The sequence below is a fragment of the Pseudomonas sp. ABa2 genome, from assembly GCF_056676075.1.
Map to the genome: position 1 here is coordinate 2936550 of NZ_CM155239.1, position 23420 is coordinate 2959969.

Consider the following 23420-nt stretch of genomic DNA (forward strand, 5'->3'; position numbering starts at 1 on the left):
GACCCGAACGTCCGTCACGCGCATCGCGCCCACTGGAGGATGGCCCGGCCATGGCCAGATCCACTGACCAGACCCCGCCCCTACCGCATATCCCGGCGATGGATCCCGCCGAATTCGAACAGACCTGGCAGGACGCCCCACGCCTGCTGGCGGCGCTGAACGGCGCGCAGCTGGGGGCCTGGTTCTGGGATATCGACAGCGGCCGGGTCAACTGGTCGCGCGGCGCCCAGGCGCTGTTCGGCCTCGACCCCGCCCGCCCGCTGACCCGCAGCGTCGACTACATCGAGCTGATTCCGGAGGAAGAACGCGGCGCGGTGCTGCAGCAATTCCACGCCATCCTCGCCGGCAACGACGAGGGCCGCGCCCTGCGCCACCGCATCCGCTGGCCGGACGGCAGCCTGCACTGGCTGGAGATCAGCGGCAGCCTGTCGCGCGATGCCGACGGCCGCCGGCGCATGTTCGGCGTGATCCGCGACATCAGCTCGCAACAGGCGCGCGCCGAGGCCCTGCGTGCCTCGGAAGAACGCTTCGCCAGCCTGTTCCGCCTCAGCCCGGACATCATGCTGCTGGTGCGCTATGACACCAGCGAGATCCTCGAGACCAACCAGCACTTCACCCACGCCTTTGGCTGGCCCGCCGCGGAGATTCTCGGCCGCAGCACCCTCGACCTCGACCTCTGGGTGCATGCCGAGCAGCGCGATTACCTGCGCCGGCAGGCGCCGCTGAGCCGCGAGCCGCTGATCCAGGAAGTGCAGCTGCGCACCCGCGCCGGGCGCATCCTCGACGGCGTGCTGTCGAGTCAGTACATCGAGCTGCAGGGCGAACGCTTGCTGCTCTGCACCTTCCTCGACACCAGCGAACGCATGCGCGCCGAAACCGCCCTGCGCAACAGCGAGGAAAAGTTCGCCAAGGCCTTCATGCACACCCCCGACGCCGTGGCGATTACCGATCGGGCGACTGGCCGCTTTATCGAGGTCAACCCCAGCTTCGAGCAGCAGTTCGGCTGGAGCAGCGCCGAGGCGCTCGGCCGCACCTCGCTGGAGCTGGGCATCTGGGCCGACCCCGGTGACCGCCAGCGCATGCTCGACGCCCTGCAGGCCGGGCGCCTGAACAACCTCGAAGTGCGTCTGTTCAGCCGCGACGGCAGCGCCAGCATCAACCTGCTGTTCGGCGGCGAGATCGAGCTCGACGGCCAGCGCTGTCTGGTGCTGACGGTGCGCAACATCACCGCCCAGCGCGCCCAGGAGCTGGCCCTGCAGGAAAGCCAGGAGCGCCTCAAGCTGGCGCTGGAGTCGGCCGACCTGGGTACCTGGGACTGGCACATCCCCAGCAACCGCCTGTTCGGCAGCGCCCGCGCCGCCGCCCTGCACGGCCTCGACGCCTGCCCCTTCGACGACGACTTTCGCGAGTTCTTCCGCTGCGTGCCGCTGGAAGACCGCCAGGCCATGCGTCTGGCCTACGTCGCCCTGCGCGAGGGGCGCAGCGCCAATTATCAGGTGACCTACCGGGTGCGCCACCCCAACGGCGCGCTGCACTACCTGGAAAGCACTGCCAAATTGCACCGCGACGCAGGCGGCCAGCCGCTGCGCATGGTCGGCACCCTGGTCGACATCAGCGAGCGGGTGCTGCGCGAGCAGCGCCTGCGCGCCTCCGAGGAGAAATTCGCCAAGGCCTTCCACTCCAGCCCGGACGCCATCACCATCACCGAGCGCGACACCGCGCGCTACATCGAGGTCAACGAGGGCTTCACCCGCCTCACCGGCTACACCCCGGACGAGGTGGTCGGCCGCACCGCCTTCGAGCTGAGCGTCTGGGCCTACCCCGAGGAACGCCTGCAGATGCTCGAACACCTGGCGCAGAATGGCCAGGTGCTGCACATGGAGATGCACGGTCAGCACCGCGACGGCGGCGTGCGCCTGGTCGAGGTCTCGGTGCAACCCATTGAGCTCAACGGCGTCGCCTGCCTGCTGCTGACCGCACGCGACATCAGCGAACTGAAGCTGGCGCAGGCGCAGGTGCAGCATCTGGCCTACCACGACGCCCTGACCAACCTGCCCAATCGCGCCCTGCTGATGGATCGCCTGACCCAGCAGATCGCCCTGCTCAAGCGCCACGAGCTGCGCGGCGCACTGCTGTTCATCGACCTCGACCACTTCAAGCACATCAACGACTCGCTCGGCCACCCGGTCGGCGATGCCGTGCTGCGCCTGGTCACCGCGCGCCTGGAAGCCAGCGTGCGCCTGGAAGACACCGTGGCGCGCCTGGGCGGCGACGAGTTCGTGGTGCTGCTCTCCGGCCTGGAGGGCAAGCGCTCGGAAGTCACCCGCCAGGTGCGCCAGGTGGCGGAGAAGCTGCGCCGCCTGCTGGCCGAGCCGATGCTGCTGGACGGCCATCAGCTGCAGGTCACGCCGAGCATCGGCGTCGCCCTGATTCCCGATCACGGCGACACCCCGGCCGACCTGCTCAAGCGCGCCGACATCGCCCTGTACCGCGCCAAGGACTCCGGTCGCAACGCCATCCAGCTGTTTCGCAGCACCATGCAGGAGGCCGCCAGCGCCCGTCTGCGCCTGGAGAACGATCTGCGCCTGGCCCTGGCCCGCGGCGAGTTCGAGCTGCACTTTCAGCCGCAGGTCGATGCCCGCGACGGCCAGGTGGTCGGCGCCGAAGCCCTGCTGCGCTGGCAGCACCCGCAGCTCGGCGCGCAGTCGCCGGCGCAGTTCATCCAGGTGCTGGAGGAAAGCGGGCTGATCCTCGAAGTCGGCGGCTGGGTGCTGGCCGAGGCCTGCCACCTCTGCGCCCGCCTGCTGGCCGACGGCCTGATCGATGCCGAGCGCTTCAGCCTGTGCGTCAACATCAGCCCGCGGCAGTTCCGTCAGCACGACTTCGTCGAGCGCGTGGCCGGCTGCCTGCGCGACAGCCAGCTACCCAACGCCATGCTCAAGCTGGAGATCACCGAAGGCATCGTCATCCAGAACATCGACGACACCGTGGGCAAGATGCTGCGCCTGAAGAAGCACGGCGTCAGCTTCGCCATGGACGACTTCGGCACCGGCTACAGCTCGCTGACCTACCTCAAGCGCCTGCCGGTGGACATGCTGAAGATCGACCAGTCGTTCGTCCGCGACGCCACCCACGACCCCAACGACGCCGAGATCATCCGCGCCATCGTCGCCATGGCGCGCAGCCTGGGCCTGGCGCTGATCGCCGAGGGCGTCGAGCAGCAGGAGCAACTGGATTTCCTGCAGCGCCAGGGTTGCCACCTGTACCAGGGCTACCTGTTCAGCAAGCCGCTGCCGCAGGAAGCCTTCCGCGCCCTGCTCGGCCGAGGGCCGGCCCGACAGCCTTAGCCCGGCAGCGCTCGCGACCGACATGGCGCAGAAACGAAGAAGGCGCCCGGGTGGGCGCCTTCTTCAGCGGGGCTCGGCCGCGGTTCAGCTTTCCAGCGCCGGACGCTGATTGCCGATGGGGATGCGCTTGGCCTTGGCCTCTTCCGGCACGATGCGCTCCAGCTCGATGTTGAGCAGGCCGTTGACCAGGTTGGCGCCCTTGACCTCGATATGGTCGGCCAGGCGGAAGGACAGCTTGAACGCGCGCTGGGCGATGCCCTGATACAGGTAACTGACGTTCTCCGCGCCGCGCTCGCGCTTGCCGCCACTGACGGTCAATACGCCGCGCTCGACCTGCAGCTCGAGGTCCTCATCCTGGAAACCGGCGGCCGCGACCACGATACGGTAGTGGTCCTCGCCATGCTTCTCGACGTTGTAGGGCGGGTAGGAGCTGCCGCCGTCGTTGCTGCGCAGGGCGGACTCGAACAGATCGTTGAACCGGTCGAAACCGATGGACTGGCGGAACAGGGGGGCCAGGGACAGTACGTTGCTCATGACAATTCTCCTGAATGATTCAGCAAGGGATCACAGTGCGGAACCCGACTTCGGCATCCCGCAAGCCCTTAACTGAGGTCGCCCGGAGAATTTTCAAGCGCCTGAAAAATTCGTTTACAGATCGAGGGCGCCACGCCGCTCCCCTGGGGTGCGCCATGCGCAGCGAGCTTCGCGCACTGCTCGCCAGCCTGGCGCGGTGCCCCTAGGCCGGCTCCGTCGCCGCGCCGAGCAACCGATCGATGCGCGCGCAATCCTGCTCGCGGCGTACCTCGGCGAACAGCGCCACCGCCTCCGGATAGCTGCGCGTGAGCATGGCCAGCCACTGCTTCAGGCGCCCAGGCGCATAGCGCGGCGCCAGCTTGCGCCGGGCCTGCAGCCAGAAGTCCAGCAGCAGCGGCTGCAGCTCGTCCCAGCTCATCTCCTGCGGCTGCTCGCCGGCCCGTACCGCGGCGATCTGCCGGGCCAGGCCGGGGCGCGACACCAGCCCGCGCCCCAACATGATGTCGTCCACCCCGCTGATCTCGCGGCAGCGCCGCCAGTCGTCCAGCGTCCACACCTCGCCGTTGGCGAATACCGGCACCGCCACCGCCTCCTGCACCCGCGCCACCCACTCCCAGTGCGCCGGCGGCTTGTAGCCTTCGACCTTGGTCCGCGCGTGCACCACGATCTGGCTGGCGCCGCCCTCGGCCAGGGCGCGCGCGCAGTCCAGGGCGCCCTCCTTGTCGGTGAAGCCCAGGCGCATCTTCGCCGTCACCGGGATGGCCGCCGGCACCGTGCGCCGTACCTCGCGGACAATGGCGTGGAGCAGCTCCGGCTCCTTAAGCAATACCGCGCCGCCGCGCGACTTGTTCACCGTCTTGGCCGGGCAGCCGAAATTCAGGTCGATCACCGGTGCGCCGAGGGTACAGGCGAAGGCCGCGTTGTCGGCCAGGCACTGCGGGTCGGAACCGAGAAACTGCACGCGCATCGGCGTGCCGGCGCGGGTGCGAGCGCCGGCGAACAGCTCGGGGGCGAGCTTGCGGTAGGTGGCAGCCGGCAGCAGGCGCTCGCTGACGCGAATGAACTCGGTGACGCACCAGTCGATGCCGCCGATACGGGTCAGCACGTCGCGCAGGATATCGTCGACCAGCCCCTCCATGGGTGCCAGGGCGATTTGCATGGGAGTGTCCGGAGAAAACGGGCGCACAGTTTAAGGCGCCGCGCGCGCGGCGCAAGATGGTCCACACTGCAGGAAACGCAAAGGAGATCCAGCATGCTGCGTCACTCGCTACTGGCCCTGTGCCTGGCCGGCAGCCTCGCCCAGGCTGCCGACGCCCTGCCGCGGGGCGTGCAGGTGGTACCGCCGAACCCGGCGCCCGACGGCCCGGGGCGGCTGATCTTCAGCCGCGACAACAACGCGCCGAATGCCTGCGACGTGGAGCTCTACGTCAATCGGCAGGTGGTGGCGAAACTGGGCCCGGGCGAGCGCACCAGCCTCGACCTGCCCAGCGGCGAGCTGAGCCTCGCCGTGGCCATTTCCCCGGCCGGCTACTGCGCCGGGCGCGGGCCGGGACCGGCGCAGTCGGTGCTGCTAGGCTCGGGCGAGACCCGCCAGTTCGCCGTGATAGTCGAGCCGGGCCAGGCGTTCCTCGCCCCGCTGCTCAACTAGCGCGGTGCTACAGCTCCAGCGGATAGCGCTCCAGCAGCGCCTGGCCGTAGCCCTCGACGAACTCCGCCGGCATACGCTTGGGCCGCCCGCTGGACAGCTCGATGCAGACGAAGGTGGTCTTGGCCCGCAGCAGGGTCACGCCATCCTCGGGGCGCAGCAGCTGGAAACGCCGATCCATCTTCAGGCGCTGGTCGGACTCGACGATCCAGGTGGCCATCTGCAGCTGCTGGCCTTCGTAGGCGCTGGCCAGGTAGTCGATCTCGTGGCGCAGCACCGCCATGGCGCGATCCAGTCGGCGATACTCGGCCAGATCCAGGCCGAGAAACTGCGAATGACGCCAGGCGCAGCGCTCCAGCCAGCTGACGTAGACCGCATTGTTGGCATGGCCGAGGCCGTCGATGTCCTCGGCCGCCACCTGCAGGTCGATGACGAAGGGGGTGGGCAGGTCCCAGTTCATGCTCGCCCCCCCGCGCCGCCGATCGGGCCGCAGGGGCCGCCGGCAGCGGCCAGACATGGCATCTCGTCCATCCACAGTTTCATCGTTGCTCTCCCGAATCCTGTCGCGCTGGGCAGCGGCATCGCCACCCGCCATCACGCCATCCAAGCCCCGAATGATACGCCGCCTACCCGCTCGCTGCAGCGCCGAGCTTTCATAGCGTCATGCCAGCACGCCATAATGCGTCAACCTCGCCCGCGAGCCCGAGAATCGAGCAATTGACTGCCGTCCTGCGCCTGCTGATGCTGCTCCTGCTACCCGCCCTGGGCTGGGCGGACAGCCTGCCGCTGCCGAGCGGCCAGGCCCGCGTGCTGCCCGGCCCGTACATGCAGGTCTGGCAAGACCCGCAGGGCCTGGCCGACTTCACCCAGGTGCGCGCCCTGCCCGACTCGGCGTGGCAGGCGGTCGGCCGCCGCGACGCCAGCTTCGGCTACGGCGGCAGCGCCTACTGGCTGCGCCTGGATCTGCACAACCCGCATGCGCGCTCGCTCGGCTGGATACTGCTGGTGGGCAACCCGCTGCTGGACCAACTGGACGCCTACGGCCTGGATGAAGACCGGGTGTACCGCGCCGGCGACCAGCGCCCCTTCGCCTGGCGCTGGATCGAACACCGCCAGCTGGCCCTGCCGCTGGACCTGGCGCCCGGCGAAACGCGCCGGCTGTGGCTGCGCATGCAGACCGACGGCTCGGCCAACCTCAGCGCCAGCCTGATGACCCGCGAAGCCTTCGACCACCTGGAGCAACGCAGCCTGCTGCTGCAGGGACTGTTCTTCGGCGCCCTGGCGGCGATGCTGATCTACAACCTGTCGATCTTCTGCATCACCCGCGACCGCAGCTACCTCTGGTACAGCCTGTTCGTCGCCAGCTTCAGCCTCTACCAGTTCATCCAGCTCGGCTTCGCCCTGCAGTGGCTGTGGCCCGAGGCCCTGGCCTGGCACCAGCTGAGCTTCCCGCTCAGCTCGGCGCTGGCCACCCTGTTCGGCATCTTCTTCACCTACAGCGTGCTCGAGCTGAACAACGGCTCGCCGCTGTACCGCTGGGTGGTCGCCGCGCTGCTGGCCTGCTGCCTGGCGGTGATCGGCCTGGCTCTGGTCGGCCCCTACCAGGTCGCGCTGATCGGCAGCTTCGCCCTGGTGGCGGCCTGCGCCCCGATCGCCTTCGTCATCACCCTGCTGCGCTGGCGCGCCGGCTACGCCGCCGCCCGTCTGTTCGCCCTGGGCTGGTGCGTGCTGATCGCCGCCAGCCTGGCCAGCATCCTCGCCGGCACCGGCCTGTTGCCCTACTCGCTGCTGACCCTGCACGCCCAGCAGATCGGCGGTCTGATCGAGATGACGGTGTTCTCCGTGGCTCTGGCCGCGCGCATCCGCCAGGCGCAGAACGCCGAACGCCAGGCCCAGGCCCGGCTGATCGCCCAAGAGCGCCAGCTGCGCCACGAACAGGCCACTCGCCTGCAGCTGCAGACGCAGATCAGCGACGGCCTGGAGCAGCGCGTGCAGGAGCGCACCGCGGCGCTGCAGGAAACCCTGCAACAGCTGTCCAACGCCAACCTGCGCCTGGCCGAGCTGAATCGCCGCGACGGCCTGACCGGGCTGTTCAACCGCCAGACCCTGAGCGAGGAACTGGAGCGCGCCTGCGCCCGCGCCGAACGCAGCCGGCAACCGCTGGCCATCCTCATGCTCGACCTGGATCACTTCAAGCAGGTCAACGACCGCCATGGCCACCTCGCCGGCGACGCCTGCCTGCGCCATGCCGCCCAGCGCATCCAGCAGCGCCTGCGCAGCAGCGACCTGCTGGCGCGCTTCGGCGGCGAAGAGTTCGTCGCCCTGCTCGACAACACCGACCTGGCCGGCGCCCTCGACCTGGCCGAGCAACTGCGCGACGACCTGGCCCGCCAGCCCTGCCCGTACCAGAACCAGTCCATCGCCCTGAGCCTGAGCATCGGCCTGCACGCCGGCATCCCCGACGACGCCGGCTGCGGCGAACGCTGGCTGGACCTGGCCGACCGTGCGCTGTACCGGGCCAAGGCCGGCGGGCGCAACCGCGTGGTCAGCTACGAGGCCAGCGCCCTCGACGGCGCCTGACGCACCTCGCTCAGCAGCGCGAGCACCGCCTGCAGCAGCCGCGGATCGCCAAGCAGTCGCTGATGACCACCCGCCGGCAGGCGCAATAGCTGACTGTCGAACCAGGCCCGGTGGATCAGCTCGGCCTCGCTCACCGGCACCAGCGGATCGTCCTCGGCATGCACGATCAGCCCCGGCAGCTCCAGTTGATAGCGCTGCACATCGAGATGCGCCGCCGGCATGCCGGCCTTCTCTTCCACCAGACGGATAAAGCGCGAGCGCGCCACCGCCGGCAGCCCCATGTGCCGGGCAAAACCGCGCAGCACGGTGAGAATCCGGCTCGGCGCGGCGATGCTGACCAGCGCCGCGCTGCGCAGGCCCATCTGCGTCGCCAGCAGGGCGCTGGCCCCGCCCATGGAATGACCGATCACTGCGTGCAGCGGCGGCAGTTCGCTGGCCGCCTCCAGCAGCGCGCGGGCGAACAGCACCACGTTGGCCTCCTGCCCCGGCGAACGGCCATGGGCCGGGCCATCCAGCGCCACCACGGCATAGCCGGCGTCGACCAGACCGCGGATCAGTACGGCGAACTGGGTCGGCCGCCCTTCCCAGCCGTGCATCAGCAGCACCGCCGGCCCGCTGCCCCAGCGTAACGCCGACAGGCCGAAACGCAGGGTGATGCGCTCGGCGCTGGCCAGCAGCGGCAACTCCCAGTCGCGCGGCGGCAGGTTGCGCGGGGTCATGAAACGTTCACGCAGGCGGCTCGCCAGCAATTGCGGAGCCACCCATCCCAGCGTCGCATTGACGCCACGTACCCAGGTCATCTGTTTCATCTGGCTTCTCCTCAGTTCACCGCCGCCTTGGCGGCCCGCAACACCCGGTCGGACAACTCGCCCGGGCCCAATGCCCGCGCCACCGCCAGACCGCCCACCATCAGCGCCAGATCGGCCAACGCTGCGTCGGCCTCCTCCGGCGTCTCGCTCATCAAGGCCGTCATCAGCTCGACATGCTCGGCCAGCGCCTGCCGAAAGCCCTCGGGCAAGCGCTCGATCTCGCCCAGCGAACTGGGCAAGGGGCAACGCTCGTCCTGCGCATCGCGGTGCTTGCGCGACAAGTAGAAGGCCGCTAACAGCACGCGCCGCTCGCGCCCGCCGAGGCTGGCGTCGATCTCGGCGAGGCGCGCCCGGCGCCGCCCGAGCAACTGACGGAAAGCCTCCAGCATCAGCGCCTCCTTGCTGGCGAAATGGGCATAGAAACCGCCCACCGTCAGCCCCGCCGCGGCCATCACTTCGGCCACCGCAGGATCGCCCGGGCCGCGCTCGGCCAGCACGCGCCCGGCGGCGGCGAGAATGCGTTCACGGGTTCTGCTCTTGCGCTCGCTCATGACAGCCTCCTTGATATGATGGACACAATATTACGACCATCATATTCAAGCGCAAGCCTGGGGACATGCCATTGGTCGGCAAAAACGCGCGAAAAACAGTCGGGAGCGGGAAAAGCCTGGGAGTTCCAGCACCGCAAGCACGGCCCGCAGGGCTGCCCAGAGGAGTGGCGGCCCGCAGCGCGGCCGCCAGGGAGGGCGAACACAAAAAAGGGCTGCCTCCGGAGAAGCAACCCTCGAAACCCGCAAATGCGGAAAGGAAAATGGCGTCCCCTAGGGGACTCGAACCCCTGTTACCGCCGTGAAAGGGCGGTGTCCTAGGCCACTAGACGAAGGGGACGGAACCTTCGAACGACAAGGCCAGCACTAGGCTGGCCTTGCGTGTGATTGGTGGAGCTAAACGGGATCGAACCGTTGACCTCTTGCATGCCATGCAAGCGCTCTCCCAGCTGAGCTATAGCCCCGAAACCTTGCGGTCGGCTCGCAACGCTTGCGCGCTGCGACTGGAAAATGGCGTCCCCTAGGGGACTCGAACCCCTGTTACCGCCGTGAAAGGGCGGTGTCCTAGGCCACTAGACGAAGGGGACGTAACCTTCGAACGACAAGGCCAGCACCTGCTGGCCTTGTCGGTGTTTGGTGGAGCTAAACGGGATCGAACCGTTGACCTCTTGCATGCCATGCAAGCGCTCTCCCAGCTGAGCTATAGCCCCGAAACCTTGCGGTCTGGCTGCAACGCCTGAGCGTTGCGGCTGGAATAAGTGGCGTCCCCTAGGGGACTCGAACCCCTGTTACCGCCGTGAAAGGGCGGTGTCCTAGGCCACTAGACGAAGGGGACGCAAGACCCTGATCGTGAATCGGTCTAAACCGATTCTGGCACTCCCGAAGGAGTCGAGATTGGTGGAGCTAAACGGGATCGAACCGTTGACCTCTTGCATGCCATGCAAGCGCTCTCCCAGCTGAGCTATAGCCCCATCTCGAGGACGGGGCGCATGTTAAGAGCGCCCCGATTGGCTGTCAACAACATTTTTCCTGCCAGCCAAAAGTTTTTGCCACTAGAACAACTACTTAGGGTCGCGCGACGTCCCGTAGGGTGCGCCGTGCGCACCGCCACAACCGAGAGTGCCGCGGTGCGCGCGGCACACCCCAGCTCAGGCGATGCTCGCCAGCAGCTTCTCCCACTCCTTGGCTTCCTTCTTCGAGGTGCCGCCGAGCAGCTCCAGCGCCTGGCGCAGACGGAAGCGGGTCAGGTCCGGACCGAGGATTTCCATGGCATCGAGCACCGACACCGAGCTGGCCTGGCCGGTGATGGCGGCGAACATCAGCGGCATGGCGTCGCGCAGCTTCAGCTCCAGGTGCTCGACCACCGCCTGGATGCAGCCGGTGATGCGCTCCTTCTCCCACTGGCGCAGGGCTTCGAGCTTCCACAGGATCAGCTGCATCAGCTGGCGCACCTGGTCGGGCGAGAGCTTCTTGTGCTCGAACAGCTTGGCGTCCAGGTTCAGGCCGCCGGAGAAGAAGAAGCCGGCCAGCGGTGCGATCTGGCTGAAGGTCTCCACCCTGCCCTGCACGTGCGGCGCGATCTGCATCAGGTAGTCGGGATTGAGCGCCCACTTCTGCACTTCGGCGGCGAAGGTCTCCACCGGCAGCTCGCGCAGCCACTGGCCGTTGAGCCAGGAGAGTTTTTCCAGGTCGAAGATCGGTCCGCCCAGCGACACGCGGTTGATGTCGAAGTGCTCGATCATCTCGTCCAGGGAGAACTTCTCGCGCTCGTCCGGCATCGACCAGCCCATGCGGCCGAGGTAGTTGAGCATGGCCTGCGGCAGGTAGCCCATGCGTTCGTAGAAGGTGATGCTGGTGGGGTTCTTGCGCTTGGACAGCTTGCTCTTGTCAGGATTTCTGAGCAGCGGCATATAGCACAGCGCCGGTTGCTCCCAGCCGAAGTATTCGTAGAGCTTGATCAGCTTGGGCGCCGACGGCAGCCATTCCTCGCCGCGCAGCACGTGGGTGATGCCCATCAGGTGGTCGTCGACCACGTTGGCCAGGAAGTAGGTGGGCAGGCCGTCGGCCTTCATCAGCACCTGCATGTCCATGCGATCCCAGGGAATCTCGACGTCGCCACGCAGCATGTCCGGCACCACGCAGACGCCCTCGCTCGGCACCTTCATGCGCACCACGTGCGACTCGCCGGCGGCGATGCGGCGCTGCGCCTCGGCCGGATCGAGGTGCATGCAGTGACCGTCGTAGCGCGGGGTTTCCTTGTTGGCCATCTGCTGCGCGCGTACCTCGTCGAGGCGCTCGGCGCTGCAGAAGCAGGGGAAGGCATGGCCTTTGCCGACCAGCTCGTCCGAGTACTGCTTGTAGATCGCGCCGCGCTCGCTCTGCCGGTACGGGCCGTGCGGGCCGCCGACGTCCGGACCCTCGTCCCACTCGATACCCAGCCAGCGCAGGGCGTCGAAGATCTGCTGCTCGGACTCACGGGTCGAACGCAGTTGGTCGGTGTCCTCGATGCGCAGGATGAACTGACCGCCGTGCTGACGGGCGAAGCACAGGTTGAACAGCGCGATATAGGCGGTGCCGACGTGGGGATCGCCGGTCGGCGATGGCGCGATACGGGTACGAACGGTGGTCATGAAGGCTCTCGGACAGTCGAAGCGTGGGTTCAATCAAGCCGGCGATGTTAACAGGCCGGGGGCGCCGGGCTCCAGCAGGCCACCGCCGCTGAGCGGCAGGCTGGCCATGAGGAAATCGAGGAAGGCCTTGACCTTCATCGCCTGGAACCGCCGCGAAGGATAGACCGCATAGACCTCGCCCAGCGGCAGGCGCGCCTGGCTCAGCAGCTCGACCAGACGACCGGCGCGCACCGCCTCGTCGCTGATCATCAGCGGCAGGCCGGCGATGCCGGCGCCGGCCAGCGCCGCCTCGCGGGCGAAGGTGATGTTGTTGCAGGTCAGCACCCGCTGGCAGGGCACGCTCTCGCCGAGCAGCGGCCAGTAACGCGGCGCGTCGTGCTGCAGGAGGATGGCGCGATGCCCCTCCAGCTCGGCGACGCTGCGCGGTGTGCCGTGCGCCGCCAGGTAGGCCGGGCTGGCGCACAGGCGCCGGCCGCTCTCGAACAGCTTGCGCGCGATCAGCGTGGAGTCCTGCGGCTGGCCGACCTGGATGGCGATGTCCACGCCCTCCTCCAGCGGATCGACCAGGCGCGAGCTGAGTTCCACCTCGGCGCTGATCTGCGGGTACTGGCGCATGAACTCGCCGAGCACGCGGCCGAGAAACAGTTGGCCGAACTCGATCGGCGCGCTGATCCGCAGCAGCCCCGAGGGCTCGCGCTGCAGCTGCATCACCGCCTGCTCGGCCTCGGCGAAGTCGAGCATGATCTGCCGGCAACGCTCGTAGTAGGCCTGGCCCACCTCGGTCAGGCGCAGCTTGCGCGTGGTGCGGTTGAGCAGGCGCACGCCGAGGCGCTCCTCGAGCAAGGCGATGCGCCGACTCACCGTGGATTTCTGCATGCCCAGGCTGCTGGCCGCCTGGGTGAAGCTGTAGCACTCCACCACGCGGGTGAAGATCAGCGCGTCGTCCAGCCCCATGATTGTTCCCCACAAGCAACAAAGTTTGCCAAGTCTACCGGCTACTAGCGAAAAGGGAACATCGTTAAATTTGCTTACACTTTTCACCCAAGCCGAGCCCTCGCATGCCCGCCCCCCTGCAACGCCGCCTCCTGCTCTTCACCACCCTGCTCGGCCTGCTGGCCGCCGCCCTGTTCGGCCACTGGCTGCTGCTCGGCCGTCACCTGCAGAGCACCGACAACGCCTACGTGCAGGGCGAGATCACCCGGGTATCGAGCCAGCTGAACGCGCGCATCGAGCGGGTGCTGGTGCGCGACAACCAGCACGTCGAGGCCGGCGCGCTGCTGGCGGTGCTGGAGGACAGCGATTTCCGCCTGGCCCGCCAGCGCGCCCGCGCCGCCCTGGCCAACTACCAGGCGCAACTCGACCAGGCACGCAGCAAGCTGGCGCAGCAGAGCAGCCTGATCGCCGCCAGCCAGGCTGAAGTGGCCGCCAGCCAGGCCACCCTGGAACGCGCCCAGCTCGATCTCGGCCGTGCCCAGGCCCTGCGCAAGCCCGGCTACGTCTCCGAGGAGCGGGTCACCACCCTGGCCGCCGACCAGCGCGTGGCACGCTCGCAGCGGGCCAAGGCCGCCGCCGACCTGCAGGCGCAGCGCCAGCAGACCGCGGCGCTGGAGGCCGAGGTGAAACGCCTCGACGCGCTGATCCTCGCCGCCGGCGTCGACCTGGAGCAGGCCGAGCTGGATCTCGCCCGCACCCGGATCCACGCGCCCATCGGCGGCTTCGTCGGCCAGCGTGCGGCGCGCGAAGGCCAGGTGGTGCAGAGCGGCAGCTACCTGCTGTCGCTGGTGCCGGATCGCGACATCTGGGTGCAGGCCAACTTCAAGGAAACCCAGATCGGCCGCATGCGCCCCGGCCAGCGCGCCGAGCTGGTGTTCGACAGCTACCCCGACACCCCCATCGAGGGCCGCATCGACAGCCTGTTCGCCGCCTCCGGCGCGCAGTTCAGCCTGCTGCCGCCGGACAACGCCACCGGCAACTTCACCAAGGTGGTGCAGCGCATCCCGGTCAAGCTGACCTTCGCCGCCGACCACCCGCTGCAGGGGCTGATCCGCCCCGGCATGTCGGTCGAGGTGCATGTCGACATCCGCGACGACGCCCAGCATGGCGGCTGATGCCCTGCTGCGCCCGACGGCGGAGCCCAGCCGGCGCGACTGGATCGCGGTGATGAGCGCCATGCTCGGCGCCTTCATGGCGGTGCTGGATATCCAGATCACCAACGCCTCGCTCAAGGACATCCAGGGCGCGCTGGCTGCCACCCTCGAGGAAGGCTCGTGGATCTCCACCTCCTACCTGGTCGCCGAGATCATCATGATTCCGCTGACCGCCTGGCTGGTGCAGCTGCTCTCGGCGCGGCGCCTGGCGCTGTGGGTGTCGCTCGGCTTTCTCGCCTCCTCGCTGCTGTGCTCGATGGCCTGGAACCTGGAGAGCATGATCGTCTTCCGCGCCCTGCAGGGCTTCACCGGCGGCGCACTGATCCCGCTGGCCTTCACCCTGACCCTGATCAAGCTGCCGGAGCACCACCGCGCCAAGGGCATGGCGCTGTTCGCCATCACCGCCACCTTCGCCCCGTCCATCGGCCCCACACTGGGCGGCTGGCTGACCGAGAACTGGGGCTGGCAGTACATCTTCTACATCAACGTGCCGCCGGGCCTGCTGATGATCGCCGGGCTGCTCTACGGCCTGGAGAAGAAGGCGCCGCACTGGCCGCTGCTGCGCACCACCGACTACGCCGGGATCCTCACCCTCGGCCTGGGCCTGGGCTGCCTGCAGGTGTTTCTCGAGGAAGGCCACCGCAAGGACTGGCTGGAGTCGAGCCTGATCCAGGGCCTGGGCAGCATCGCCCTGATCAGCCTGGCGCTGTTCGTCATCCTGCAGTTGTCGAAACCCAACCCGCTGATCAACCTCGGCGTGCTGCGCGAGCGCAACTTCGCCCTGGCCAGCATCGCCAGTCTCGGCCTGGGCGCGGGCCTGTACGGTTCGATCTACGTGCTGCCGCTGTACCTGGCGCAGATCCAGGGCTACAACGCGCTGCAGATCGGCGAGGTGATCATGTGGATGGGCCTGCCGCAGCTGCTGCTGATTCCGCTGGTGCCCAAGCTGATGACATTCATCTCGCCGAAATGGCTGTGCGCCCTGGGCTTCGCCCTGTTCGGTGCGGCCAGTTTCGCCTCGGGCGTGCTCGAGCCGAACTTCGCCGGCGAACAGTTCCAGCACATCCAGCTCATCCGCGCGCTCGGCCAGCCGCTGGTGATGGTGACCCTGTCGCTGATCGCCACCGCCTACGTGCTGCCACAGGACGCCGGCTCGGCCTCGAGCCTGTTCAACATCCTGCGCAACCTCGGCGGCGCCATCGGCATCGCCCTGCTCGCGACCCTGCTGGATGCCCGCGCCAAGGTCTATTTCGACTACCTGCGCGAAGCCCTGGTGCCGACCAATACGCAGCTGGACGAACGCCTGCAACTGCTGACCCAGACGCTCGGCAGCGAGCAGGCGGCGCTGGCCAAGCTCAGCGAAATCGCCCACCAGCAGGCGGCGATCATGGCCTACAATGACGCCTTTCATTTCATCGGCATCGCCCTGGGCCTGAGCATGCTCGCCATGCTGCTGACCCGCCGCCTGCCGGCCGGCGCCACAGGTGGCGCCGCCCACTGACCATACGCGCCCACTGCGGCGCGTTTTTTCGTTGCGGTATTGCATGCTCAGAACCTCCCGCGCCCTGCTGCTGATCGGTGCCTTCGCCACCATCTACATCGGCTGGGGCACCACCTACCTGGCCAACCATTTCCTCCTGCGCGAGCTGCCGCCCTTCGTCATCGGCTGCCTGCGCTTCGCCCTGGCCGGCGGCCTGGCGCTGCTGTGGGTGGCGCTGAGCGGGCAACTGCGCCTGCAGCGCAGCGACTGGGGCGGCGTGCTGATCGGCGGCCTGTCGCTGATCGCGGTCGGCCAGGGCGCGCTGATCTACGCCAACCAGTACCTGCCCACCGGCATGCTGGCGATGCTCTACACCACCCTGCCGCTGTGGAGCGTGGCGCTGGAATGGCTGCTCGGCGAACGCCCGCCGCTCTGGGTGCTGGCCGGCCTGGCGCTGGCCTGCGGCGGCATCGTGCTGCTGATGAACAACGCCCTGGGCAGCGCGGCCAGCGCCGAACAATGGCTGGCCGGCGCCCTGGTGGTGGCGGCGACGCTGATCTGGGCCTGCGGCGTGTGGCTGCTGCGCGGCCGCCCGGCGTTTCGCTCCAGCTGGCTGGGGCTGAGCCTGCAGATGCTGATCGGCGCCCTGCTGCTCGGCCTGTTCGGCCTCTGGCACGGCGACTGGCGAGGCCTGCAGCTGGCCGCCACCTCTAGCCAGGCCTGGCTGTGGCTGGCCTACCTGGTGCTGCCGGTGAGCCTGGGCGTGTACCCGGCCTACTTCTGGCTGCTGCGCGAGGTGCGCCCGAGCCTGGTGGCCACCTTCGCCTTCGTCAACCCGGTGGTGGCGCTGCTGCTGGGTTACCTGTTGCTGGGCGAACAGTTGAGCCTGCTGGCGCTGCTGGCCTGCGCGATCACCCTGGGCGGGGTGATGCTGATCATCTTTGGCCGGCGCTAACGGCTCACGTAGCCCGGATGCAATCCGGGGAAATCTCCCGCCTTAACATCCGCCCCGGATTGCATCCGGGCTACACCTGCAACAGGCGCTCGCGCAGCTTGTGGATCTCGTCGCGCAGCTGCGCCGCGGCCTCGAACTCCAGGTCGCGGGCCAGCTGGTACATCTTCTCTTCCAGCTGGCGGATGCGCTTGGCGATCTCGCTCGGCGAACGCAGTTCGCTCTCGTAACGGGCGCTCTCCTCCGCCGCCTTGGCCATGCCTTTGCGCTTGTTGCTGCGCGCGCCGGGCACGGTGGCGCCTTCGAGAATGTCCTGGACGTCCTTCTTCACCCCCTTGGGCACGATGCCATGGGCGGCGTTGAAGGCGATCTGCTTGTCGCGGCGCCGCTCGGTCTCACCGATGGCACGCTCCATCGAGCCGGTGATGCGATCGGCATAGAGGATCGCCTTGCCGTTGAGGTTGCGCGCGGCGCGGCCGATGGTCTGGATCAGCGAGCGCTCGCTGCGCAGGAAGCCCTCCTTGTCCGCATCGAGAATCGCCACCAGCGCCACCTCGGGCATGTCCAGGCCCTCGCGCAGCAGGTTGATGCCGACCAGCACGTCGAAGGCGCCGAGACGCAGGTCGCGGATGATCTCCACCCGCTCCACGGTATCGATGTCCGAGTGCAGGTAGCGCACCTTGACGTCGTGATCGCCCAGGTAGTCAGTGAGGTCCTCGGCCATGCGCTTGGTCAGGGTGGTGACCAGCACCCGCTCCTCGACCGCCACGCGCAGGCGGATCTCCGACAGCAGGTCGTCGACCTGGGTGCGCGCCGGGCGCACCTCCACCTCGGGGTCGACCAGACCGGTGGGGCGCACCACCTGCTCGACCACGCGCCCAGCATGCTCGGCCTCGTAGGGCCCTGGCGTGGCCGAGACGAAGATGGTCTGCGGGCTGGCGGCCTCCCACTCCTCGAAGCGCATCGGCCGGTTGTCCAGCGCCGACGGCAGGCGGAAGCCGTACTCCACCAGGGTTTCCTTGCGCGAACGGTCGCCCTTGTACATGGCGCCGACTTGCGGCACCGAGACATGAGACTCGTCGATCACCAGCAGCGCCTCGTCCGGCAGGTAGTCGTACAGGGTCGGCGGCGGTTCGCCGGGACCGCGCCCGGAGAGGTAGCGCGAGTAGTTCTCGATGCCGTTGCAGTAGCCCAGCTCGAGGATCATCTCCAGGTCGAAGCGGGTGCGCTGCTCCAGGCGCTGCGCCTCCACCAGCTTGCCCGCACCGCGCAGGTAGTCCAGACGCTGCTTGAGCTCGACCTTGATATTCTCCACCGCGCCGAGCAGCGTCTCGCGCGGGGTGACGTAGTGGCTCTTGGGGTAGAAGGTGAAGCGCGGCAGCTTCTTGATCACCTCGCCGGTCAGCGGGTCGAAGGCGCTGATGCTCTCGACTTCGTCGTCGAACAGCTCGACGCGGATCGCCTCCAGCTCGGATTCGGCGGGGAACACATCGATCACGTCGCCACGCACGCGGAAACTGGCACGGGCGAAATCCAGGTCGTTGCGCGTGTACTGCAGCTCAGCCAGGCGGCGCAGCAGGTCGCGCTGATCCATTTTGTCGCCGCGGTCGAGGTGCAGCACCATCTTCAGGTACTCCTCGGGGCTGCCCAGGCCGTAGATCGAGGAGACGGTGCAGACCACTATCACGTCCGGCCGCTCGATCAGCGCCTTGGTCGCCGACAGGCGCATCTGCTCGATATGGTCGTTGATCGAGGCATCCTTCTCGATGAAGGTGTCGGACGACGGCACATAGGCTTCCGGCTGGTAGTAGTCGTAGTAGGAGACGAAATACTCCACCGCGTTGTGCGGGAAGAACGCCTTGAACTCGCCGTACAGCTGCGCGGCCAGGGTCTTGTTCGGCGCCAGCACCAGGGTCGGGCGCTGCACCTGAGCGATCACGTTGGCGATGGAAAAGGTCTTGCCCGAACCGGTCACACCGAGCAGGGTCTGGTGCGACAGGCCCGCCTCCAGGCCTTCGACCATCTGCCGGATCGCCTCCGGCTGATCGCCGGCCGGCTTGAAGCGGGTTACCAGTTGAAATTCCGTCATGACTGACCTCGACAAACGGCTGTGACGCGCCCTGACAGACTACGTCAAAGCTGCTAACTGCGGGCGATGGACAAACCCGCTCGAATTACCTGGCGAAAGCCCTTAATTCAGGCGTTTGCGCTGTCGCCCCCTAGACTCAGGGTCGCTATACTAGCGCCCCGTTTACGCGACCCCCTAGCGCGAGTTTTCGGGGTCGCCTGGCCTCCCACCCTCACCTTCGAGCTGCCGCATCCATCATGAGTCTCTTCTCCGCCGTCGAAATGGCTCCGCGCGATCCCATCCTGGGCCTCAACGAAGCGTTCAACGCTGACACCCGCACCACCAAGGTCAACCTCGGCGTGGGCGTCTACTACAACGAGGAGGGGCGAATTCCGCTGCTTCGCGCCGTAGCCGAGGCCGAGAAGGCGCGCATCGAGGCCCACGCACCGCGCGGCTACCTGCCGATCGAAGGCATCGCCGCCTACGACCAGGCGGTGCAGAAACTGCTGTTCGGCGCCAATTCCGCCCTGCTCGAAGGCGGCCGCGTGATCACCACCCAGGCCCTCGGCGGCACCGGCGCGCTGAAGATCGGCGCCGACTTCCTCAAGCGCCTGCTGCCCGACTCGGTCGTGGCCATCAGCGACCCGAGCTGGGAAAACCACCGCGCGCTGTTCGAATCCGCCGGTTTCCCGGTGCAGAACTACCGCTACTACGACGCCTTCAGCAACGGCGTCAACCGCGGCGGCCTGCTCGAAGACCTGCGCAACCTGCCGGCGCGCTCCATCGTCGTGCTGCACGCCTGCTGCCACAACCCGACCGGCGTCGACCTGCAGCTGGACGACTGGAAGGCCGTGCTGGAAGTGCTGCGCGAGCGCGAGCATGTGCCCTTCCTCGACATCGCCTACCAGGGCTTCGGCGACGGCATCGAACAGGACGCCGAAGCGGTGCGCCTGTTCGCCGAATCCGGCCTGGAGTTCTTCGTTTCCAGCTCCTTCTCCAAGTCCTTCTCGCTGTACGGCGAGCGCGTCGGCGCGCTGTCCATCGTCACCAGCAGCCAGGAAGAAGCCGGGCGCGTGCTGTCGCAGCTCAAGCGCGTGATCCGCACCAACTACTCCAACCCGCCGACCCACGGCGCCACCGTGGTCGCCAGCGTGCTCAACAGCCCCGAGCTGCGCGCCATGTGGGAAGCCGAGCTGGGCGAAATGCGCGAGCGCATCCGCGGCATGCGCCTGGCCATGGTCGAGCAACTGGCCGCCCTGGGCGCCAAGCGCGACTTCGGCTTCGTCGCCGAGCAACGCGGCATGTTCTCCTACTCCGGCCTCACCGTGGAGCAGGTCGAGCGGCTGAAGAACGAGTTCGGTATCTATGCCGTCGGCACCGGTCGCATCTGCGTCGCCGCGCTGAACAAAGGCAACCTGGACAGCGTCACCCGCGCGATTCATGCCGTGCTATAAGCCTCTGCGATAAACAAAAACGCCGGCTCGAAGCCGGCGTTTTTTTATGCGCCGCACAACAACGCAACGTAGGAGCGGCTTTCGGCTTTGGCGTCCTGCGTCACTCTACCTCCTGCCTCCATGCAGTCGTAGCCGCGATCTGTCGCGACTAAAGCCCCTTCCCACGACACCAACGCTGAACGCCCCGAATCCTGGCCACCTAGAAGTCACTGCAAAGTGTTGACTTCTCTTTTTTAATCAGTAACATACGCGCCGTTGTTCCGCGATAGCTCAGTCGGTAGAGCAAATGACTGTTAATCATTGGGTCCCTGGTTCGAGTCCAGGTCGCGGAGCCAAATTCGAGAACCCAGCCTAACCGCTGGGTTTTTTATTGCCTGTGGACTCTCACCAGGGACCCTGTCCCATGTTATTCGCTTCGCTCACCCCTTCGGGGCCGCGCTAAAGCGCGTTCGGCTGACGCCGTCGAGTCCAGGTCGCGGAGCCAAATTTGAGAACCCAGCCTAACCGCTGGGTTTTTTATTGCCTGTGGACTCTCGCCAGGGACCCTGTCCCAGGTTATTCGCTGCGCTCACCCCTTCGGGGCCGTGCTAAAGCGCGTTCGGCTGACGCCGTCGAGTCCAGGTCGCGGAGCCATATTCGAAAACCCAGCCTAACCGCTGGTTTTTTATTGCCTGTGGACACCCAACCTAGGGTGCGCCGTGCGAACTGGCAGCACTCGAGAGCCAAGGCCTGGCGCCGACAAAATACGCCGCCTAAATGCAAAAAGGCCGGTCAAGGACCGGCCCAAATGGCAACGCCGCCAGGCGTCAGTTCACACTCAACTTGTCGCGATTCTTCTCCAGCGTCGCCTGGCCAATCCCCTTGACCTCCAGCAACTCGTCGACCGACGCGAAGTTACCGTGTTCCTCACGGTACGCCACGATCGCCTTGGCCTTGGTCTCGCCGATACCCGCCAGCTCGCGCTGCAGGGTATCCGCATCGGCGGTGTTCAGGTTGACCACGGCCACCTGCGCCACCTGCACGGCAGCCGGCTTGGCGCTTTCGGATTTCGGCGTTTCGGCGGCCACGGCAGCCAGGGAGAGAGAAGCGAGAACAGCGAACAGCAGGGAAGAAAGACGGGCTTTCAGCATGATGTGCATCCTTTCGTGAGTTGATCCATGTGGGACTTCCAAGCTCCACGAAGGAAAAACTAGACGCTACTCTCCGATTGTCAAACTACCTCTCATGCATCGGTTCGACGCTGGATATAAATGTGATCGACAATTTCACCGTCCGGCACATAACCGCTCACAGTTTCGCGCAGCAACTGCCGAACTCGCACAAAGTCATCTGCTTCAACCGCAGTAAGCAAGGAGGCTAGGCGCTCCTTGAACACGTCCCAAGCAAGATACTCCTCATTGGCCCGCATAATCATGGGATGCTCGGTCGGTTGCACGTTATCGCCGATCAGCAATTCCTCGTAGAGCTTTTCACCTGGACGCAAACCGGAAAACTCGATGGCGATATCTCCATGCGGATTGGACTCAGAGCGCACGCTGAGACCGGACAGCCTGATCATCTTCTCCGCCAGATCGACGATCTTGACCGGCGACCCCATGTCGAGCACAAATACATCGCCGCCCTTCCCCATCGAGCCCGCCTGAATCACCAACTGCGCAGCCTCCGGGATAGTCATGAAGTAGCGGGTGATGTTCGGATGGGTCACCGTGACCGGGCCGCCGCGCTTGATCTGCTCACGAAACAAGGGGATCACAGAGCCCGATGACCCCAGGACATTACCAAAGCGCACCATGGTGAAACGAGTCTTGTTGACCTGATGCACACCTACGTCGCCGAACAGCGCGGGCGCGGCCTCACGACTCAAGGCTTGCAAGACCATCTCAGCCAGCCGCTTGGTGCTCCCCATCACATTGGTCGGACGCACCGCCTTGTCCGTTGAGATCAAGACAAAATTCGCCACACCAGCCTTGATCGCCGCCTGCGCGGTATACAACGTCCCCAACAAGTTGTTCAGCACCCCTTCAGCGATATTGTGCTCGACCATCGGCACATGCTTATAGGCTGCGGCGTGATAAACGGTATTGACCTGCCAAGTACGCAATACATCCTGCAGCCGCACCGGATTACGAATCGAGCCAAGTATTGGTACCAGCTGAATGCTCAGCGACTCACGCACGATGCGCCGCTCCAACTCGCGATGAATGTTGTAGAGGTTGAACTCGGAGTGCTCGAATAGGATCAGAACCCGGGCGCCAGAGGACAGAATCTGCCGGCACAGTTCCGAACCGATCGAGCCGCCCGCACCAGTCACCAATACCGATTGCCCCTTGATGCAGCGCTCGAACAACTCCCGCTGTGGCGGTACCGCATCACGGCCGAGCAAGTCGGCGATATCCACCTCTTGCAGATCATCGACCTTGACCTTGCCACTGGCCAAATCCATGAATCCCGGCACCGAACGGACGTGCAACGGGTAAGCTTCCAGCATGCCCAACATCTCCCGGCGGCGACCACGCGAGGTCGAAGGGATAGCCAGCAACACCTCTTCGGCCCCGGTTTCGTCGATCATCTGCTGGATATGCTTGGGCTTGTACACTCGCAGACCGGCGATTATCCGGCCGGCAATCGAAGAATCATCGTCGATAAAAGCTACCGGCAACATGGAGCGCCCCATCCGCAAAGCGGCGACCAACTGATTGCCTGCCGCGCCAGCGCCATAGATAGCCACGCGCACACGACCATCACCGCGAGCAACATTCGTTCTCACATTGGGATCGAACCAGTCGCCCATAAAGAACTGCCGCATCATCAGACGCAGGCCACCCAGCAGGACGAGGCTCAGCCACCAGTAGTTGAAGACCATCGAGCGCGGTATCGCTATAGGGCTTTCCCGGTACCAGTACACCACCAAGGCCAATATAAGGGCCGAAAGCGAAACAGCCTTGGCAATAGCAACCAGCGCATCGTTACCCAGATAGCGCATTACAGCCCGGTACATGCCAAAGCGAATGAACAAAGGCAGTGCAATCAGCGGTGCACTGATGAACAACCAGCCATGCCCGGCAAAGGGATGCACGGCACCGAAGTCGCCCAAGCGCACAACAAAGGCCAACCACAGGGCGATCCAGACCAAAACTACATCGACAACCACCTGCAGCACGCGCTTTTTCCGCCGGGGCAAGCGCAACAGCTGCTGACGAAACTGATCAACCCGATGCCAAACCAT

General features: G+C 66.5%; 17 protein-coding genes and 7 tRNA genes. 8 read left to right on the forward strand and 16 right to left on the reverse strand.

Annotation, left to right across the window (positions count from 1 at the left end):
- The first annotated feature begins 50 nt into the window (after positions 1 to 50).
- Positions 51 to 3347 (forward strand): sensor domain-containing protein, encoded by a 3297-nt coding sequence (locus tag AC1G9C_RS14205; RefSeq protein ID WP_480407913.1) that lies wholly within the window; start codon positions 51 to 53, stop codon positions 3345 to 3347.
- Between the two features lie 84 nt (positions 3348 to 3431).
- Here the strand turns inward: AC1G9C_RS14205 and AC1G9C_RS14210 are convergent, their stop codons facing one another.
- Positions 3432 to 3881, reverse strand: a complete 450-nt coding sequence (locus tag AC1G9C_RS14210) for an Hsp20 family protein (protein WP_021445401.1) — start codon at positions 3879 to 3881, stop codon at positions 3432 to 3434.
- Positions 3882 to 4083: 202 nt separating this feature from the next.
- Entirely contained in the window at positions 4084 to 5040 is a 957-nt protein-coding gene (locus AC1G9C_RS14215) for a tRNA dihydrouridine synthase (RefSeq protein ID WP_457787428.1), read from the reverse strand.
- Between the two features lie 93 nt (positions 5041 to 5133).
- Between AC1G9C_RS14215 and AC1G9C_RS14220 the strand changes: the two genes are divergently transcribed.
- Positions 5134 to 5529, forward strand: coding sequence for a hypothetical protein (locus AC1G9C_RS14220; RefSeq protein WP_457787430.1), 396 nt, complete (start codon positions 5134 to 5136; stop codon positions 5527 to 5529).
- Positions 5530 to 5536: 7 nt separating this feature from the next.
- Here AC1G9C_RS14220 and AC1G9C_RS14225 read toward each other — a convergent pair whose 3' ends face one another.
- Positions 5537 to 5986, reverse strand: coding sequence for an acyl-CoA thioesterase (locus tag AC1G9C_RS14225; protein ID WP_397488463.1), 450 nt, complete (start codon positions 5984 to 5986; stop codon positions 5537 to 5539).
- A 203-nt stretch (positions 5987 to 6189) separates the two neighbouring features.
- Between AC1G9C_RS14225 and AC1G9C_RS14230 the strand changes: the two genes are divergently transcribed.
- Positions 6190 to 8106: a sensor domain-containing diguanylate cyclase gene (locus AC1G9C_RS14230; protein ID WP_480407914.1), complete on the forward strand. Its 1917-nt coding sequence runs from the start codon at positions 6190 to 6192 to the stop codon at positions 8104 to 8106.
- Here AC1G9C_RS14230 and AC1G9C_RS14235 read toward each other — a convergent pair.
- The 10 genes from AC1G9C_RS14235 to AC1G9C_RS14280 form a co-directional block, all read right to left on the reverse strand.
- A complete protein-coding gene (locus tag AC1G9C_RS14235) occupies positions 8076 to 8915 on the reverse strand; it encodes an alpha/beta hydrolase family protein (protein WP_021445406.1) in 840 nt (279 codons plus the stop codon). The two genes, AC1G9C_RS14230 and AC1G9C_RS14235, sit on opposite strands and share 31 nt — an antisense overlap.
- An 11-nt stretch (positions 8916 to 8926) precedes the next feature.
- Complete coding sequence (locus AC1G9C_RS14240; RefSeq protein WP_397488467.1) at positions 8927 to 9466, reverse strand: TetR/AcrR family transcriptional regulator; 540 nt, start codon at positions 9464 to 9466, stop codon at positions 8927 to 8929.
- A 261-nt stretch (positions 9467 to 9727) separates the two neighbouring features.
- Positions 9728 to 9803 (reverse strand) — tRNA-Glu (locus tag AC1G9C_RS14245).
- Positions 9804 to 9851: 48 nt separating this feature from the next.
- Positions 9852 to 9927 (reverse strand) — tRNA-Ala (locus tag AC1G9C_RS14250).
- Positions 9928 to 9974: 47 nt separating this feature from the next.
- Positions 9975 to 10050: transfer RNA gene (locus AC1G9C_RS14255), tRNA-Glu, on the reverse strand.
- A 47-nt stretch (positions 10051 to 10097) separates the two neighbouring features.
- Positions 10098 to 10173, reverse strand: a tRNA-Ala gene (locus AC1G9C_RS14260).
- A gap of 49 nt (positions 10174 to 10222) precedes the next feature.
- Positions 10223 to 10298, reverse strand: a tRNA-Glu gene (locus AC1G9C_RS14265).
- A gap of 60 nt (positions 10299 to 10358) precedes the next feature.
- Positions 10359 to 10434, reverse strand: a tRNA-Ala gene (locus AC1G9C_RS14270).
- A gap of 177 nt (positions 10435 to 10611) precedes the next feature.
- Entirely contained in the window at positions 10612 to 12093 is a 1482-nt protein-coding gene (gene gltX / locus AC1G9C_RS14275; protein ID WP_480407915.1) for a glutamate--tRNA ligase, read from the reverse strand.
- A gap of 33 nt (positions 12094 to 12126) precedes the next feature.
- Positions 12127 to 13047, reverse strand: coding sequence for a LysR family transcriptional regulator (locus AC1G9C_RS14280; RefSeq protein ID WP_480407916.1), 921 nt, complete (start codon positions 13045 to 13047; stop codon positions 12127 to 12129).
- Positions 13048 to 13151: 104 nt separating this feature from the next.
- Between AC1G9C_RS14280 and AC1G9C_RS14285 the strand changes: the two genes are divergently transcribed.
- Genes AC1G9C_RS14285 through AC1G9C_RS14295 form a run of 3 tightly spaced genes read left to right on the forward strand, consistent with a single transcriptional unit; the run spans position 13152 to position 16675 of the window.
- On the forward strand, positions 13152 to 14201 hold the full coding sequence (locus AC1G9C_RS14285) for an HlyD family secretion protein (protein WP_480407917.1): 1050 nt from the start codon (positions 13152 to 13154) through the stop codon (positions 14199 to 14201).
- Complete coding sequence (locus AC1G9C_RS14290; RefSeq protein ID WP_480407918.1) at positions 14191 to 15741, forward strand: MDR family MFS transporter; 1551 nt, start codon at positions 14191 to 14193, stop codon at positions 15739 to 15741. The genes AC1G9C_RS14285 and AC1G9C_RS14290 overlap by 11 nt, the downstream gene beginning before the upstream one ends.
- A gap of 43 nt (positions 15742 to 15784) precedes the next feature.
- Positions 15785 to 16675, forward strand: coding sequence for an EamA family transporter (locus tag AC1G9C_RS14295; RefSeq protein ID WP_397496840.1), 891 nt, complete (start codon positions 15785 to 15787; stop codon positions 16673 to 16675).
- Between the two features lie 70 nt (positions 16676 to 16745).
- On the opposite strand, the gene uvrB is transcribed toward AC1G9C_RS14295, so the two are convergent.
- Positions 16746 to 18761 (reverse strand): excinuclease ABC subunit UvrB, encoded by a 2016-nt coding sequence (gene uvrB, locus AC1G9C_RS14300; RefSeq protein ID WP_122108489.1) that lies wholly within the window; start codon positions 18759 to 18761, stop codon positions 16746 to 16748.
- A 236-nt stretch (positions 18762 to 18997) separates the two neighbouring features.
- On the opposite strand from uvrB, the gene AC1G9C_RS14305 reads away from it, so the two are divergent.
- Positions 18998 to 20194, forward strand: coding sequence for an amino acid aminotransferase (locus AC1G9C_RS14305; RefSeq protein ID WP_480407919.1), 1197 nt, complete (start codon positions 18998 to 19000; stop codon positions 20192 to 20194).
- A gap of 259 nt (positions 20195 to 20453) precedes the next feature.
- Positions 20454 to 20529, forward strand: a tRNA-Asn gene (locus AC1G9C_RS14310).
- Between the two features lie 471 nt (positions 20530 to 21000).
- Here the strand turns inward: AC1G9C_RS14310 and AC1G9C_RS14315 are convergent.
- A complete protein-coding gene (locus AC1G9C_RS14315; protein WP_021445111.1) occupies positions 21001 to 21324 on the reverse strand; it encodes a ComEA family DNA-binding protein in 324 nt (107 codons plus the stop codon).
- A 92-nt stretch (positions 21325 to 21416) separates the two neighbouring features.
- Positions 21417 to 23420 (reverse strand): polysaccharide biosynthesis protein, encoded by a 2004-nt coding sequence (locus AC1G9C_RS14320; protein ID WP_480407920.1) that lies wholly within the window; start codon positions 23418 to 23420, stop codon positions 21417 to 21419.